General features: G+C 70.3%; 12 protein-coding genes. 10 read left to right on the top strand and 2 right to left on the bottom strand.

The genetic code is table 11. The features are described 5' to 3' along the window. Positions 1-146: 146 nt before the first annotated feature. Positions 147-848: a DUF2470 domain-containing protein gene (locus J1C73_RS06515; RefSeq protein WP_207315485.1), complete on the bottom strand. Its 702-nt coding sequence runs from the start codon at positions 846-848 to the stop codon at positions 147-149. Positions 849-1,031: 183 nt separating this feature from the next. Here J1C73_RS06515 and rpsD point away from each other — a divergent pair, with 183 nt between their 5' ends. After that, entirely contained in the window at positions 1,032-1,646 is a 615-nt protein-coding gene (gene rpsD, locus J1C73_RS06510; RefSeq protein WP_123468384.1) for a 30S ribosomal protein S4, read from the top strand. Between the two features lie 18 nt (positions 1,647-1,664). Here the strand turns inward: rpsD and J1C73_RS06505 are convergent, their stop codons facing one another. Next, positions 1,665-3,905, bottom strand: a complete 2,241-nt coding sequence (locus J1C73_RS06505; RefSeq protein ID WP_207315484.1) for an ATP-binding protein — start codon at positions 3,903-3,905, stop codon at positions 1,665-1,667. 215 nt (positions 3,906-4,120) lie between these two features. Between J1C73_RS06505 and J1C73_RS06500 the strand changes: the two genes are divergently transcribed. From J1C73_RS06500 to aroQ, 9 genes are all read left to right on the top strand, one after another. Beyond that, positions 4,121-4,561 carry a DUF948 domain-containing protein gene (locus J1C73_RS06500; RefSeq protein WP_207315486.1) on the top strand — a complete coding sequence of 147 codons (441 nt, stop codon included), beginning with the start codon at positions 4,121-4,123 and terminating at the stop codon, positions 4,559-4,561. 7 nt (positions 4,562-4,568) lie between these two features. Beyond that, positions 4,569-4,922 (top strand): DUF6167 family protein, encoded by a 354-nt coding sequence (locus J1C73_RS06495; protein ID WP_123468380.1) that lies wholly within the window; start codon positions 4,569-4,571, stop codon positions 4,920-4,922. Continuing rightward, positions 4,922-7,591 (top strand): alanine--tRNA ligase, encoded by a 2,670-nt coding sequence (alaS, locus tag J1C73_RS06490; RefSeq protein WP_207315483.1) that lies wholly within the window; start codon positions 4,922-4,924, stop codon positions 7,589-7,591. Before J1C73_RS06495 ends, alaS begins: the two co-directional genes overlap by 1 nt. Before the next feature lie 14 nt (positions 7,592-7,605). Beyond that, positions 7,606-8,070 carry a Holliday junction resolvase RuvX gene (gene ruvX / locus J1C73_RS06485; RefSeq protein WP_372446656.1) on the top strand — a complete coding sequence of 155 codons (465 nt, stop codon included), beginning with the start codon at positions 7,606-7,608 and terminating at the stop codon, positions 8,068-8,070. Positions 8,071-8,165: 95 nt separating this feature from the next. Next, positions 8,166-10,010 (top strand): endolytic transglycosylase MltG, encoded by a 1,845-nt coding sequence (gene mltG / locus J1C73_RS06480; RefSeq protein ID WP_207315482.1) that lies wholly within the window; start codon positions 8,166-8,168, stop codon positions 10,008-10,010. Then, complete coding sequence (locus J1C73_RS06475) at positions 10,007-10,834, top strand: shikimate dehydrogenase (protein ID WP_207315481.1); 828 nt, start codon at positions 10,007-10,009, stop codon at positions 10,832-10,834. Before mltG ends, J1C73_RS06475 begins: the two co-directional genes overlap by 4 nt. Before the next feature lie 144 nt (positions 10,835-10,978). Then, positions 10,979-12,163, top strand: a complete 1,185-nt coding sequence (gene aroC, locus J1C73_RS06470) for a chorismate synthase (RefSeq protein WP_207315480.1) — start codon at positions 10,979-10,981, stop codon at positions 12,161-12,163. Next, positions 12,160-13,794: a 3-dehydroquinate synthase gene (gene aroB / locus J1C73_RS06465; protein WP_207315479.1), complete on the top strand. Its 1,635-nt coding sequence runs from the start codon at positions 12,160-12,162 to the stop codon at positions 13,792-13,794. Before aroC ends, aroB begins: the two co-directional genes overlap by 4 nt. Beyond that, positions 13,791-14,231, top strand: coding sequence for a type II 3-dehydroquinate dehydratase (aroQ, locus tag J1C73_RS06460; RefSeq protein ID WP_207315478.1), 441 nt, complete (start codon positions 13,791-13,793; stop codon positions 14,229-14,231). The genes aroB and aroQ overlap by 4 nt, the downstream gene beginning before the upstream one ends. The last annotated feature ends 244 nt before the right edge of the window (positions 14,232-14,475 follow it).

Genomic DNA, 14,475 nt, shown 5'->3' with positions numbered 1-14,475 from the left:
TCCGGCACGCGCACCTGCCGTGTTGTCGTCGGTCGCCAATGCTCCGCATTGACTCCCTCCTCCGCCTTGCATCTGCACGCACCGGACCCCGCTCCCTGATCCAGCCTGATCCAAACGAAAGACCCTGGGCGGGGTCCCCGAGGCCCTCAGTGCGCGGCCGCTTCGAAGAGCGTGTGCATGGCGTGACGCAACTCGGTCACATCGCGCACCGGCTCGGGGAACTCGAAGCGTGCGTCGAAGCACCTGCCGTCCTGCTCGCACAGACGCACCCGCAGTCCGAGACGGTCCAGTGCGAGCGGCACGACGGCAGGCCGGTGCGCCGGGCAGCCGGCCTCGGCGTGCTCGCCGAGCAGCCCGCACAGCGTCCCCAGCTGTTCCCCGTGCGCCGCGTGCAGATGCTGCAGCAGCTCGGCCTCGTGGCAGACGAGCGGGTCGGCGGACGCGTCCCGGAACTCCTCCGGCTCGACACTCTCCGCACCCCACAGGTCATCGACGTACGCCTCGCCCGTCTCCAGCCGCAGCAGCATCCGGCCGGGGCCCGCCATGCCGGGTACGCAGGTGAGCCAGCCGAAGACCCGGGCCCGGCCGCGGATGCGGTGCGGTACGGAGACCGGGGCGACGTCGGTGATCTCCAGCACGGCCGTCAGCTCGTCGTCCTGGGCGTGCGTCGCGGCCCGTACGGCCGGGGAGTCGGCGGGGAACTCCAGGAAGAGGTCCCCGTCCGGACCCACACTGCGCGACAGCGGCACCAGCTGGTCCGATCCCGCGGAATCGAGCCCGGGTACGAGCAGTACCGCGGAGCAGGTACTCTGTACGAGAGTTCGTGTGCGCTCGGCTGCTGACGGCATCCGAGTGTTTTCAAGCCCGCTGGGACGCGGCTGACCACGATCTGATCGGTCCTCCGTCGTATCGACGCCCTGAGAGGCGTCGACGCTGTCAGTGCTGTCCGTGACGTGTGTGGTGTTCCCAGGGCGAGACATGCGATCTCCTTGAGTAAGGTGAGCCTAACCTACAATGGAGGTCTGGAGAACGTGCCTAATCAGTCGCGTCCCAAGGTCAAGAAGAGCCGCGCGCTCGGCATTGCGCTGACGCCGAAGGCCGTCAAGTACTTCGAGGCGCGCCCCTACCCGCCGGGCGAGCACGGTCGCGGCCGCAAGCAGAACTCGGACTACAAGGTCCGTCTGCTCGAGAAGCAGCGTCTGCGCGCCCAGTACGACATCAGCGAGCGCCAGATGGCGCGTGCCTACGACCGCGCCAAGAAGGCCGAGGGCAAGACGGGCGAGGCGCTCGTCGTCGAGCTCGAGCGCCGTCTCGACGCTCTGGTTCTGCGTTCGGGCATCGCCAGGACGATCTACCAGGCCCGCCAGATGGTCGTGCACGGTCACATCGAGGTCGACGGCCACAAGGTCGACAAGCCGTCCTTCCGTGTCCGTCCCGACAACATCGTGATGGTCCGCGAGCGCAGCCGCGACAAGCACCCCTTCCAGGTTGCCCGCGAGGGTGGTTACGACACCGACGGTGAGACCCCGCGCTACCTGCAGGTGAACCTGAAGGCCCTGGCCTTCCGCCTTGACCGGGACCCGAACCGCAAGGAAATCCCCGTGATCTGCGACGAGCAGCTCGTAGTCGAGTACTACGCCCGCTGATCCAGGCGTAGCCGCTCTTCACCAGCGCTCAGGTCCGCCCCTTCCCGAAGCCGGGGAGGCGGCGGGCTTTCGCGTTCTCCCGGCTGCGGGCTGCGGGCCCGGCGCTTCCGGTGCGCCGGTATCCGCGTCGGTCTGCCACTGACCGGGACGGCCCGCCAGCGCTCTGGCCACCACCGCGTCGGCGCCCAGCGCTGCGCCGGCGCGCCGCTGTGACGCGTACCGCTCCTCGCCCAGCTCATGGCGGGCCAGTTCCTCGCACCGGGCCCGCGGTGCTCCGTAGTGCGCCGAACCGAACAGCGGCAGTCCCACCGACGGCCAGATCTGTTCGGCGGCCCCCTGCAACAGTGCCGCCTCGTCCGCGTCGCCCTCGACCACAGTGACGAGCGCCAGCAGCTCCAGCGAGAGCACCGTGCCGAGCAGGTCGTGGAAGGCGTGGCTGATGGACAGCGACTCCCCGAGAAGCTCCCGCGCCCGGACCGGCCCGCCCCGCTCCAGCGCGGCGAAGGCCAGCACGAACAACGCGTAGCTGAGGGCCCACCGCTCCCCGTGGTCCTCGCAGATCTCCCGGACCTCTTCGCAGATCGTGACCGCGCGGTCCAGCTCGCCCCGGAAGCCGACCGACATCGCCAGTTCGACCTGAGCCATCAGCACATTGCTGTTCAGCTCCCCGAGCTCCCGGTAGCGGCCGAGCGCCTCGTGCAGCAGTTCCTGGGCGCGCGCCGTGTCGTCCGTGACGAGTGCCAGGCATCCGGTGCGGTGCAACGCGTACGCCGAGGCCGTGGCGTCACCCGTCAGATCCGCTTCCTCGCGGCACTCGGTCAGTGCCGCGATGGCACCCACCGGGTCTCCCTGCAGCACCGCGACATAGCCGAGCACCCACAGCGCCTTCAGCCGCGAGGAGTCGTACGGGGTCTCCTCCTCCAGCACATGGTCCAGCCAGTGCCGCCCCTCCGAGAGCCGCCCGCAGCCGACCCACAGGAACCAGAGCGTGCCCGCCAGGTACTGGGCGAGATGCGCCTCCTCCGGGCACTCCAGCGAACACTCCATGGCCCGCCGCAGATTCGGCAGTTCGCTCTCCGCCCGGGCCGCCACCTCGCGCTGCCGCGGGCTGAACCAGTCCAGCTCGCACCAGGTCGCGAGCCCCAGGAACCAGTCGCGGTGGAGACGGCGCAGGCGCTCCGTCTCGCCCGTGGCCGCCAGCCACTCGGCGCCGTACTCGCGCACCGTGTCCAGCAGCCGGTAGCGGGTGCCGGACGGCGAGTCCTCCCGCAGCACGATGGACTGCGCCAGCAGCCCGGAGAGCACATCGAGCACCGAGTCGGCCGGCAGATCGGAGCCGCTGCAGATGTACTCGACCGCCTCCAGATCGAACTGCCCGGCGAAGACCGAGAGCCGCGACCACAGCAGCCGCTGTTCCGGGGCGCACAGTTCATGGCTCCAGCCGATGGCCGTGCGGAGCGTCTGATGCCGGGCCAGTGCGCTGCGACTGCCGCCGGTCAGCAGCCGGAAGCGGTCGTCCAGCCGCTCCAGCACCTGCTCGGTCGACAGTGCCCGCAGCCGCCCGGCCGCCAGCTCCAGCGCGAGCGGAATCCCGTCCAGCCGCCGACAGAGCTCCCGGGCCGCGCCCCGGTTGTGCTCGGTCAGCCGGAACTCCGGCTGCACCGCGACGGCCCGCTCCGCGAAGAGCCGGAGCGCGTCCTTGTCGGTCATCGTCGCGAGCCGGTAGGTGGCCTCGCCGTCGAGTTCCAGCGGCAGCCGCCCGGCCGCCAGCACCCGCAGCCGCGGCGCCCGGCGCAGCAGATCCCGGACCAACTCCGCACAGGAGTCCACGAGATGTTCGAATCCGTCGATCACCAGGAGGAGCCGGCGTCCGGCGCAGTGTTCGAGGAGTGTCGTGCGGGGCGGCCTGTTGGTGTGATCGGTGAGGCCCAGCGCGTCGACGAGCACGTGCTCCAGCAGCCCCGGATCGTGGACGGCGGACAGCTCCACCAGCCAGACCCCGTCGCAGTACCGTTTCTCCAGGAGGGCTGCCGCCCTGGTGGCCAGCCGGGTCTTGCCGACCCCGCCCACCCCTACGACGGTGACGAGCCGGGACCCCTCCAGGAGCCCGGCGAGGTCGGCCAACTCGTCGTCACGTCCCACGAACCTGTTCAGTTCCGCCGGGAGATTTCCCGGAAGGCCGCGCGCGGGTCCGCCATGGACGGTGGACGGCGGACCCGGATCGTCGGAGGAGGGGAAGGGGCGCTGAGAGCGTCGCATGAAACACGCAGAGTACTGGCCCGAAAGCGCTCCGTACAATCTTGTCGCGGGAACTGCCGCCGTGCCCAACGGTAATGCGGTACGGGGCGTGAGCCCGGCGCGATAGGCTCGGAGGCGGTGAACAGGCTGCTCCCAAGGCCGTCGCCGAACGAGCAGAGAAACAAGAGAGACAGACGACAAGCCAGAGAGAGCGGTGCACTGTGTCCGGTGGTGAGGTGGCCGGGATCCTGGTGGCCGTCTTCTGGGCGATCCTGGTTTCGTTCCTCGCCGTCGTGCTGGTGAGGCTCGCCCAGACGCTCAGGGCGACCACCAGACTCGTGGCGGACGTGACCGAACAGGCCGTCCCGCTGCTCGCCGATGCCTCCGCGACCGTACGTTCCGCGCAGAGCCAGCTCGACAAGGTCGACGCGATCGCGACGGACGTCCAGGAGGTCACCTCCAACGCGTCCGCGCTCTCCACCACCGTCGCCTCGGCCTTCGGCGGCCCGCTGGTCAAGGTCGCGGCGTTCGGCTACGGGGTCCGGCAGGCCATCGGCCGCAGGACCGCTCCCGAACCGGAAGCGCGTTCCCGGCGATCGGTGATCGTCGGCCGGACCGTGCCGTCCGCGCGTGGCAGGAAGCGTAACGGCAGAAATTCCCGCGGATCGAAGGACTGACGCAGCAATGTTCCGCCGTACGTTCTGGTTCACCGCCGGTGCAGCCGCCGGAGTCTGGGCCACCGCCAAGGTCAACCGGAAGATCAAGCAGCTGACCCCCGAGAGCCTTGCGGCGCAGGCCGCCGACAAGGCGGTCGTGGCCGGTCACAAGCTCAAGGACTTCGCCCTGGACGTCCGCGAGGGCATGGTCAGACGCGAGGCCGAACTGGGCGAGGCGCTGGGCCTCGAAGCCCCGGTCGACCCTGACCTCCCCGTGCAGCGCCACTTCGCGGTGGAGGCGGCCGAGCCCGACGGGCGCAAGACGCCCGCCAGATACCGCAAGCTTCCCTATAACTCGTACAACCGGAATGAGGATCACTGATGGAGTCGGCTGAAATTCGTCGCCGCTGGCTGAGCTTCTACGAGGAGCGCGGTCACACCGTCGTCCCTTCGGCGTCGCTCATCGCGGACGACCCGACTCTGCTGCTGGTCCCGGCCGGCATGGTGCCCTTCAAGCCGTACTTCCTCGGCGAGGTCAAGCCGCCCGCCCCGCGCGTCACCAGTGTGCAGAAGTGCGTCCGTACACCGGACATCGAAGAGGTCGGCAAGACCACCCGGCACGGCACCTTCTTCCAGATGTGCGGGAACTTCTCCTTCGGTGACTACTTCAAGGAAGGCGCCATCGAGTACGCCTGGGAGCTGCTCACCGGCTCCGTGGCGGACGGCGGCTTCGGCCTCGACTCCGAGCGTCTGTGGATCACGGTCTATCTGGACGACGACGAGGCCGAGCAGATCTGGCGCGACAAGATCGGCGTGCCGGCCGAGCGCATTCAGCGCCTGGGCAAGAAGGACAACTTCTGGTCCATGGGCGTTCCCGGCCCCTGCGGCCCCTGTTCCGAGATCAACTACGACCGCGGTCCCGAGTTCGGGGTCGAGGGCGGCCCGGCCGTCAACGACGAACGGTACGTGGAGATCTGGAACCTGGTCTTCATGCAGTACGAGCGCGGCGCCGGCGACGGCAAGGACGACTTCCCGATCCTCGGCGACCTGCCCTCCAAGAACATCGACACCGGCCTCGGCCTCGAACGCCTCGCGATGATCCTGCAGGGCGTGCAGAACATGTACGAGACCGACACCCTGCGCGTCGTCATGGACAAGGCCACCGAGCTGACCGGCGTCCGCTACGGCGCCGCCGAGGGCACGGACGTCTCGCTCCGTGTGGTCGCCGACCACATCCGCACCTCCGTCATGCTCGTCGGTGACGGCGTCACCCCCGGCAACGAGGGCCGCGGCTACGTGCTGCGCCGCATCATGCGCCGGGCCATCCGCATGATGCGGCTGATGGGCGCCACCGGTTCCGTCGTCAACGAGCTGGTCGGCGTCGTGATCGAGACGATGGGGCTCCAGTACCCGGAGCTGATCACCGACCGCAAGCGCATCGAGACCGTCGCCCTCGCCGAGGAAGCCGCCTTCCTCAAGGCCCTCAAGGGCGGCACCAACATCCTTGAGACCGCCGTCACCGAGACCAGGGCCGCCGGCGGCCGGGTCATCGCCGGCGACAAGGCGTTCCTGCTCCACGACACCTGGGGCTTCCCGATCGACCTCACCCTGGAGATGGCCGCCGAACAGGGCCTGTCCGTGGACGAGGACGGGTTCCGCCGCCTCATGCAGGAGCAGCGGGACAAGGCCAAGGCCGATGCCCGGGCGAAGAAGACCGGTCACGCCGACCTGTCCGCTTACCGCGAGGTCGCCGACAACTCCGGCGCCACCGAGTTCACCGGCTACACCACGACCGAGGGCGAGTCGACGATCGTCGGCCTCCTCGTCGACGGTGTGCCCTCGCCCGCCGCCTCCGAGGGCGACGAGGTCGAGGTCGTCCTGGACCGCACCCCGTTCTACGCCGAGGGCGGCGGCCAGCTCGCCGACACCGGGCGGATCCGGCTCGACACCGGTGCGGTGATCGAGGTCCGCGACGTCCAGAAGCCGGTTCCCGGCGTTCACGTCCACAAGGGCGTCGTCCAGGTCGGCGAGGTGACGGTCGGTGCCGCCGCCCTCGCCTCCATCGACAACACCCGCCGTCGCGCCATCGCCCGCGCCCACAGCGCCACCCACCTCACGCACCAGGCGCTGCGCGACGCGCTGGGCCCGACGGCCGCCCAGGCCGGTTCGGAGAACTCCCCGGGCCGCTTCCGCTTCGACTTCGGTTCGCCCGCCGCCGTACCCGGCACGGTCCTCACCGACGTCGAGCAGAAGATCAACACCGTGCTCTCCCGCGAGCTCGACGTCCAGGCCGAGGTCATGTCCATCGACGAGGCCAAGAAGCAGGGTGCCATCGCCGAGTTCGGCGAGAAGTACGGCGAGCGGGTCCGGGTCGTCACCATCGGGGACTTCTCCAAGGAGCTGTGCGGCGGTACGCACGTCCACAACACCGCCCAGCTCGGCCTGGTCAAGCTGCTCGGCGAGTCGTCCATCGGCTCCGGTGTGCGCCGCATCGAGGCCCTCGTCGGCGTCGACGCGTACAACTTCCTGGCCAGGGAGCACACGGTCGTCGCCCAGCTCCAGGAGCTGGTCAAGGGCCGTTCCGAGGAGCTCCCGGAGAAGATCGCCGGAATGCTCGGCAAGCTGAAGGACGCCGAGAAGGAGATCGAGAAGTTCCGCGCGGAGAAGGTCCTCCAGGCCGCCGCCGGACTGGTCGACTCCGCGAAGGACGTACGGGGCGTCGCCCTGGTCACCGGTCAGGTGCCGGACGGCACCTCGGCCGACGACCTGCGCAGGCTGGTCCTCGACGTGCGCGGGCGCATCCAGGGCGGCCGCCCGGCCGTCGTGGCCCTGTTCACCACGGCCAACGGCCGTCCGCTGACCGTCATCGCCACCAACGAGGCCGCCCGCGAGCGCGGCCTCAAGGCCGGTGACCTGGTCCGCACCGCCGCCAAGACGCTCGGCGGCGGAGGCGGCGGCAAGCCGGACGTCGCCCAGGGCGGCGGCACGAACACGGACGCCATCGGCGACGCCGTCGCCGCTGTCGAGCGCCTCGTCGCCGAGACGGCGTGACGCCGGACATGACGATGCGCCGCGGTCGCCGGCTGGCGATCGACGTCGGGGACGCCCGGATCGGGGTCGCCTCGTGCGACCCCGACGGGATCCTCGCCACGCCGGTGGAGACCGTGCCGGGACGCGATGTCCCGGCCGCCCACCGGCGGCTCGGCCAGATCGTCTCGGAGTACGAGCCGATCGAGGTCATCGTCGGGCTGCCCCGGTCCCTCGGGGGTGGAGAAGGGCCGGCCGCGGTCAAGGTCCGCGCCTTCGCCGATGTGTTCGCCCGCGCGGTTGCACCCATTCCGGTGCGATTGGTGGACGAGAGGATGACCACAGTGACGGCAAGTCAGGGCCTGCGCGCCTCGGGCGTGAAGTCCAAAAAAGGCCGATCCGTCATCGATCAGGCTGCCGCTGTGGTGATCCTTCAGAACGCTCTGGAGTCCGAACGGGCTTCGGGCAATCCTCCGGGAGAGGGCGTCGAAGTGGTTGTCTGATCGCGATACGGTAACGTTCCGCGCGATGCGGCGGTGTTCGAATAAACATCGCACAGCAAAGAGACGGAACGTCGTCTCGCGGCTCAAGGGGATCGATGACTGAGTATGGCCGGGGCCCCGGCTCCGAACCGTGGCATCCCGAGGACCCCTTGTACGGGGACCAGGGATGGGGAGGCCAGCAGCCTGCCCACGGCCAGAGCCAGTACGGCGGCCAGCAGCAGCCTTACCCGCAGGACCCGTACGCCGCCCAGCAGCAGCCGCAGGACCCGTACGCTCAGCAGCACCAGCCGCAGGATCCTTACGCGCAGCAGCAGCAGCAGCAGCAGCAGCAGCAACAACAGCAGCAGCACCAGGATCCCTACGCGCAGCAGCACCAGCAGCAGCCGCAGGACCCCTACGCGCAGCAGCATCAGCAGGACCCTTACGCCCAGCAGCAGTACCAGCAGCAGCAGCCGTACGGCGCCCAGCAGGACCCGTACGGCCAGCAGCCTCCTTACGACGGCGGCTGGGACACCGGCCAGCAGGCGGCCGCGATGCCGTACGAGGGCCAGCCCGCCGCCACGTACGGCTACGGCGAGACTCACGACTACTACGGCACCCCTGAGGCCTACCCGCCTCCCCAGCCCCCCGGCCGTCGCCAGGCTGCGCCCGAACAGGCACCCGAACAAGCATCCGAACAGGCGCCCGACCAGGAGCCTGCGCAGAACCCCGACTGGGACCCCGAGGTCCAGCCGGAGGAGACCCACCCCTTCTTCACGGGCGTGGACGACGGCGAAGCCAAGGACGACGACTACGACGACGACCCCCGCGAGTCCCGCCGCGGAGGCGGGGACGAACGCCGGGGCAAGGGCAAGAAGAAGAAGGGCCGCAGCGGCTGCGCCTGCCTGGTCGTCTCCCTCGTCCTGGTCGGCGGCCTCGGCGGAGCGGGCTACTTGGGCTACTCGTACTACCAGGACAAATTCGGTCCGGCGGAGGACTACGCGGGCAGCGGCTCGGGGTCCGTCGAGATCGAGATTCCCAAGGGCTCGTACGGGTACGACATCGGCAACATCCTGAAGAAGCAGGGTGTGGTCAAGAGTGTCGACGCCTTCGTCTCCGCGCAGAACGAGAACCCCAAGGGGAAGTCGATCCAGGCCGGCGTCTATCTCCTGCACGAGAAGATGTCCGCGTCCGAGGCCTTGAAGATGATGATCGACCCGAAGAGCCAGAACCTGCTGATCATTCCGGAGGGCACGCCCAACCGGACCGTCTACGCCGCGATCGATAGAAAGCTGGGCGTGAAGAAGGGCACGACGGGTGAGGTCGCGAAGAAGGAGTCGGGCAACCTCGGACTGCCCGACTGGGCCGACGGCCACCGGGACATCCTCGATCCCCTGGAAGGGTTCCTCTACCCGGCGGCCTACCCGGTCACCAAGGGAATGAAGCCGGAGGCCGTCCTGAAGAAGATGGTCTCGCGCGCCAACGAGGAGTACGACAAGGCCGACCTGGAGGCCAATGCCAAGAGGCTCAAGCTGCAGAGTCCGTGGCAGCTGATCACGGTCGCCAGCCTCGTCCAGGCCGAGGGCAAGTACAAGCACGACTTCGACAAGGTCTCGCGCGTCGTCTACAACCGGCTGAAGCCCAACAACACCGAGACGAACGGTCTGCTCGACTTCGACTCCACCGTCAACTACGCGAAGAAGCAGAGCACGCTCGACACGGGCGCGGTCTCCAGCCTGCGGGAGTTCAAGCACCCGTACAACACGTACTACATCCACGGTCTGCCGCCCGGCCCGATCAACAACCCCGGTGACGCCGCACTCCAGTCGGCCATCAAGCCCACCCCGGGGCCCTGGTACTACTTCGTGTCGGTGACCGAGGACAAGACCCTGTTCGCGGTGACCAACGCCGAGCACGAGCGGAACCGTGCGAAGTACCAGAAGGGAGGGGCGGGAGAGTGACCGGCCCGCACCGGGCGGCCGTCCTCGGCTCGCCCATCGCCCACTCGCTCTCCCCGGTCCTGCACCGGGCCGCGTACACCGCACTCGGCCTCGACGACTGGTCCTACGACCGCTTCGAGACCGACGAGGCCGCGCTGCCCGGGTTCGTCGAGGGGCTGGATTCCTCCTGGGCCGGGCTCTCGCTGACCATGCCGCTCAAGCGGGCGGTCATCCCCCTGCTGGACGAGATCAGCGAGACCGCCTCCTCGGTCGAGGCCGTCAACACGGTCGTCCTCACCGCGGACGGCCGGCGGGTCGGCGACAACACCGACATCCCCGGCATGATCGCCGCCCTGCGCGAGCGGGGCGTCGAGAAGACGGAGTCCTCGGCCGTCCTCGGCGCCGGAGCCACCGCCTCCTCCGCCCTCGCCGCCCTCTCCGAGATCTGCGCGGGAACGGTCACGGCCTACGTCCGCAGCCGGGAACGCGGTGACCAGATGCGCGGCTGGGGCGAACGGCTCGGCGTCGACGTCCGCATCGCCGACTGGGCGGAGGCCGAGCAGGCGCTGCGGGCCCCGCTGGTCATCGCGACCACCCCGGCCGGGGCCACGGACGCGCTGACGGCATCGGTCCCGAAGGCTCCCGGCACGCTTTTCGACGTGCTGTACGAGCCGTGGCCGACCGGACTCGCAGCCGCCTGGGCGGCCCGTGGCGGTGCAGTCGTCGGAGGTCTCGATCTCCTGGTGCACCAGGCAGTGCTCCAGGTCGAGCAGATGACGGGCCGTACGCCCGCGCCGCTGGCGGCCATGCGGCAGGCCGGCGAGCAGGCACTGGCCGCCCGCTGACCGTACTCCCGGCGGTCTGATCCGTCCGTCTGCTGGACCGGCGGCGGGACGGTGCCCCCGGCCGTGGGAGGATCGGGGGCGGCGGGCCAGGGCCGCGCACCCGGTCGCGCCGTTGGATTTCAGGCGCGAGCATGAGGAGCACCGTTGAGCAGGTTGCGCTGGCTGACCGCGGGGGAGTCGCACGGCCCCGCACTGGTGGCGACGCTGGAGGGTCTTCCCGCCGGTGTCCCGGTCACCACGGAGATGGTGGCGGACGCGCTCGCCCGGCGGCGGCTCGGATACGGCCGCGGCGCTCGGATGAAGTTCGAGAAGGACGAGGTCACCTTCCTCGGCGGAGTGCGGCACGGCCTGACCATGGGCTCGCCGGTCGCCGTGATGGTGGGCAACACCGAGTGGCCCAAGTGGGAGCAGGTCATGTCGGCCGACCCGGTCGACCCCGACGTACTGGCCGCCCAGGCCCGCAACGCCCCGCTGACCCGCCCCCGGCCCGGTCACGCCGACCTCGCCGGCATGCAGAAGTACGGCTTCGACGAGGCCCGGCCGATCCTGGAGCGCGCCAGCGCCCGCGAGACCGCGGCGCGCGTCGCCCTCGGGGCCGTCGCCCGGTCGTACCTCAAGGAGACGGCCGGCATCGAGATCGTCAGCCACGTCGTCGAACTGGCCGCAGCCAAGGCGCCCTACGGCCTCTACCCGGTCCCCGCCGACGTCGAGAAGCTCGACGCGGACCCGGTGCGCTGCCTCGACGCCGCCGCGAGCAAGCGGATGGTCGCCGAGATCGACCAGGCCCACAAGGACGGCGACACCCTCGGCGGTGTGGTCGAGGTGCTGGCGTACGGAGTGCCGGTCGGCCTCGGTTCGCACGTGCACTGGGACCGCCGGCTCGACGCCCGGCTCGCCGCCGCGCTCATGGGTATCCAGGCCATCAAGGGCGTCGAGGTCGGCGACGGCTTCGACCTGGCCCGGGTGCCGGGTTCGCAGGCGCACGACGAGATCCTGGTGACCGAGGACGGCATCAAGCGGGCATCCGGCCGCGCCGGCGGCACCGAGGGCGGGCTCACCACCGGCGAGCTGCTGCGCGTCCGCGCCGCGATGAAGCCGATCGCGACCGTGCCGCGCGCCCTGGCCACCGTCGACGTGGTGACCGGTGAACCCGCCAAGGCCCACCACCAGCGCTCCGATGTCTGTGCCGTTCCGGCCGCCGGTATCGTCGCCGAGGCGATGGTCGCGCTGGTGCTCGCCGACGCGGTCGCGGAGAAGTTCGGCGGCGACAGCGTCCCCGAGACCCACCGCAATGTGCAGTCGTACCTCGACCACCTGCAGATCCGATGAGCGCCCCGCTGATCGTCCTGGTCGGCCCGATGGGTGTCGGCAAGTCCACCGTCGGTGAGCTGCTCGCCGCACGGCTCGGCACCTCCTACCGGGACACCGACGCGGATGTCGTCGCCACGGCCGGAAAGCCGATCGCGGAGATCTTCTACGACGAGGGCGAGGACCGGTTCCGCGAGCTGGAGAGCGGGGCCGTCCGGGCCGCGGTCGCCGAGCACACGGGCGTGCTCTCGCTCGGCGGCGGCGCCGTCCTCGACGAGACGACGCGCGCCCTGCTGGCAGGCCATGCCGTCGTCTATCTCTCGATGGACGTCGACGAGGCGGTCAAGCGGGTCGGGCTGAACACCGCGCGTCCGCTGCTCGCCGTTAATCCGCGCCGGCAGTGGCGCGAACTCATGGAGGCCCGCCGCCACCTCTACACGGACGTGGCCCGCGTGGTCGTCGCCACCGACGAGCGCACACCGGAAGAGGTCGCCCAGGCGGTCCTCGACGCACTGGAACTGCCGGACGCGCCGTCGTCCGGCCGGGAGAACGCAACGATGACGGACCAGGGCCCCACACGCATCCAGGTCGCCGGCAGCGCGGGCACCGACCCGTACGAGGTGGTGATCGGCCGGCAGCTCCTCGGCGAGCTGCCCACGATCATCGGTGACCGCGTCAAGCGCGTCGCGATCCTGCACCCCGAGGCGCTCGCCGAGACCGGCGAGGCGGTCCGCCAGGACCTCGCCGCCCAGGGCTACGAGGCCATCGCCATCCAGCTGCCGAACGCCGAGGAGGCCAAGACCGTCGAGGTCGCGGCGTACTGCTGGAAGGCGCTCGGCCAGACCGGCTTCACCCGCACCGACGTCATCGTCGGCGTGGGCGGCGGCGCGACCACGGACGTCGCCGGGTTCGTCGCGGCGACCTGGCTGCGCGGCGTGCGCTGGATCGCCGTACCCACCACCGTGCTCGCCATGGTGGACGCGGCCGTCGGCGGGAAGACCGGCATCAACACCGCCGAGGGCAAGAACCTCGTCGGCGCCTTCCACCCGCCGGCCGGAGTGCTCTGCGACCTCGCGGCCCTCGACTCGCTGCCGGTCAACGACTACGTCAGCGGCATGGCCGAGATCATCAAGGCCGGCTTCATCTCCGACCCGGTGATCCTCGACCTCGTCGAGGCGGACCCGCAGGCCGCCCGTACGCCCGCCGGACCGCACACCTCCGAGCTGATCGAGCGCGCCATCCGGGTCAAGGCCGAGGTCGTCTCCAGCGATCTCAAGGAGTCCGGGCTGCGCGAGATCCTCAACTACGGCCACACGCTGGCCCACGCCATCGAGAAGAACGAGCGCTACAAGTGGCGGCACGGCGCGGCCGTCTCGGTCGGCATGGTCTTCGCCGCCGAACTGGGCCGGCTGGCCGGACGCCTGGACGACGCGACCGCCGACCGGCACCGCGCCGTCCTGGAGTCCGTCGGACTGCCGCTCACCTACCGCGGCGACCAGTGGCCCAAGCTGCTGGAGAACATGAAGGTCGACAAGAAGTCCCGCGGCGACCTGCTGCGCTTCATCGTCCTGGACGCCCTCGGCAAGCCCACCGTCCTGGAGGGACCCGACCCGGCCGTTCTGCTCGCCGCCTACGGGGAGGTGTCCGCGTGACCCGCAGGGTGCTCGTGCTCAACGGCCCGAACCTCGGCCGGCTGGGCTCCCGCGAGCCCGATGTCTACGGAGCCACCTCGTACGCCGGGCTCGTCGACAGCTGCCGCACCGTCGGCAAGGAGCTCGGCTTCGACGTCGACGTCCGGGAGACCAACGACGAGGGGGAGCTGATCCGCTGGCTCCACGAGGCCGCGGACGGTTCAATTCCGGTCGTTCTCAACCCGGGCGCCTTCACGCACTATTCGTACGGAATGCGGGACGCGGCGGCCCAGCGCACCGCCCCGCTCATCGAGGTGCACATCTCGAACCCGTACGCGCGCGAGGAATTCCGCCACAAGTCCGTGGTCGCACCGGTCGCCACCGGGACGGTGGCCGGGTTCGGCATCGGTTCCTACCGGCTCGCCCTGCGCGCTCTCGCGGACGAGCTGACGGACTGACGGACCGTCGCACCGGACGGCCGACGTGGCCGACGGGGCACTCTGTACCGTCCCCGGCCGTTCCCTGTGCGGCGGCCGGGGACGGTACGGTTGCCGTTCCACCAGCGCCAGTTGCCTGTACGAGACGGAGTGCCACCGGATGCAGCACGCAGTGGGGGCACCGCTGCCGCCGCCCCAGGGACCCGGAAACGGGCCCGTCGGCTGGTCGCACCAGGCCCAGCACCCCGGCCACCCCGGTCCGCCG

The organism is Streptomyces laculatispora, from assembly GCF_017353455.1.
GTDB lineage: Bacteria > Actinomycetota > Actinomycetes > Streptomycetales > Streptomycetaceae > Streptomyces > Streptomyces laculatispora.
Note: the sequence above shows the minus strand (reverse complement) of the source record. Positions and strands in the feature narration are given on the sequence as shown.

Bases quoted from the DNA above. Each gene is read 5' to 3' on its own strand.
- J1C73_RS06515 (WP_207315485.1), bottom strand. From the start codon at position 848: ATGCCGTCAGCAGCCGAGCGCACACGAACTCTCGTACAGAGTACCTGC.
- ruvX (WP_372446656.1), top strand. From the start codon at position 7,606: ATGCGCCGCGGTCGCCGGCTGGCGATCGACGTCGGGGACGCCCGGATC.
- aroB (WP_207315479.1), top strand. From the start codon at position 12,160: ATGAGCGCCCCGCTGATCGTCCTGGTCGGCCCGATGGGTGTCGGCAAG.
- mltG (WP_207315482.1), top strand. From the start codon at position 8,166: ATGACTGAGTATGGCCGGGGCCCCGGCTCCGAACCGTGGCATCCCGAG.
- J1C73_RS06505 (WP_207315484.1), bottom strand. From the start codon at position 3,905: ATGCGACGCTCTCAGCGCCCCTTCCCCTCCTCCGACGATCCGGGTCCG.
- alaS (WP_207315483.1), top strand. From the start codon at position 4,922: ATGGAGTCGGCTGAAATTCGTCGCCGCTGGCTGAGCTTCTACGAGGAG.
- J1C73_RS06495 (WP_123468380.1), top strand. From the start codon at position 4,569: ATGTTCCGCCGTACGTTCTGGTTCACCGCCGGTGCAGCCGCCGGAGTC.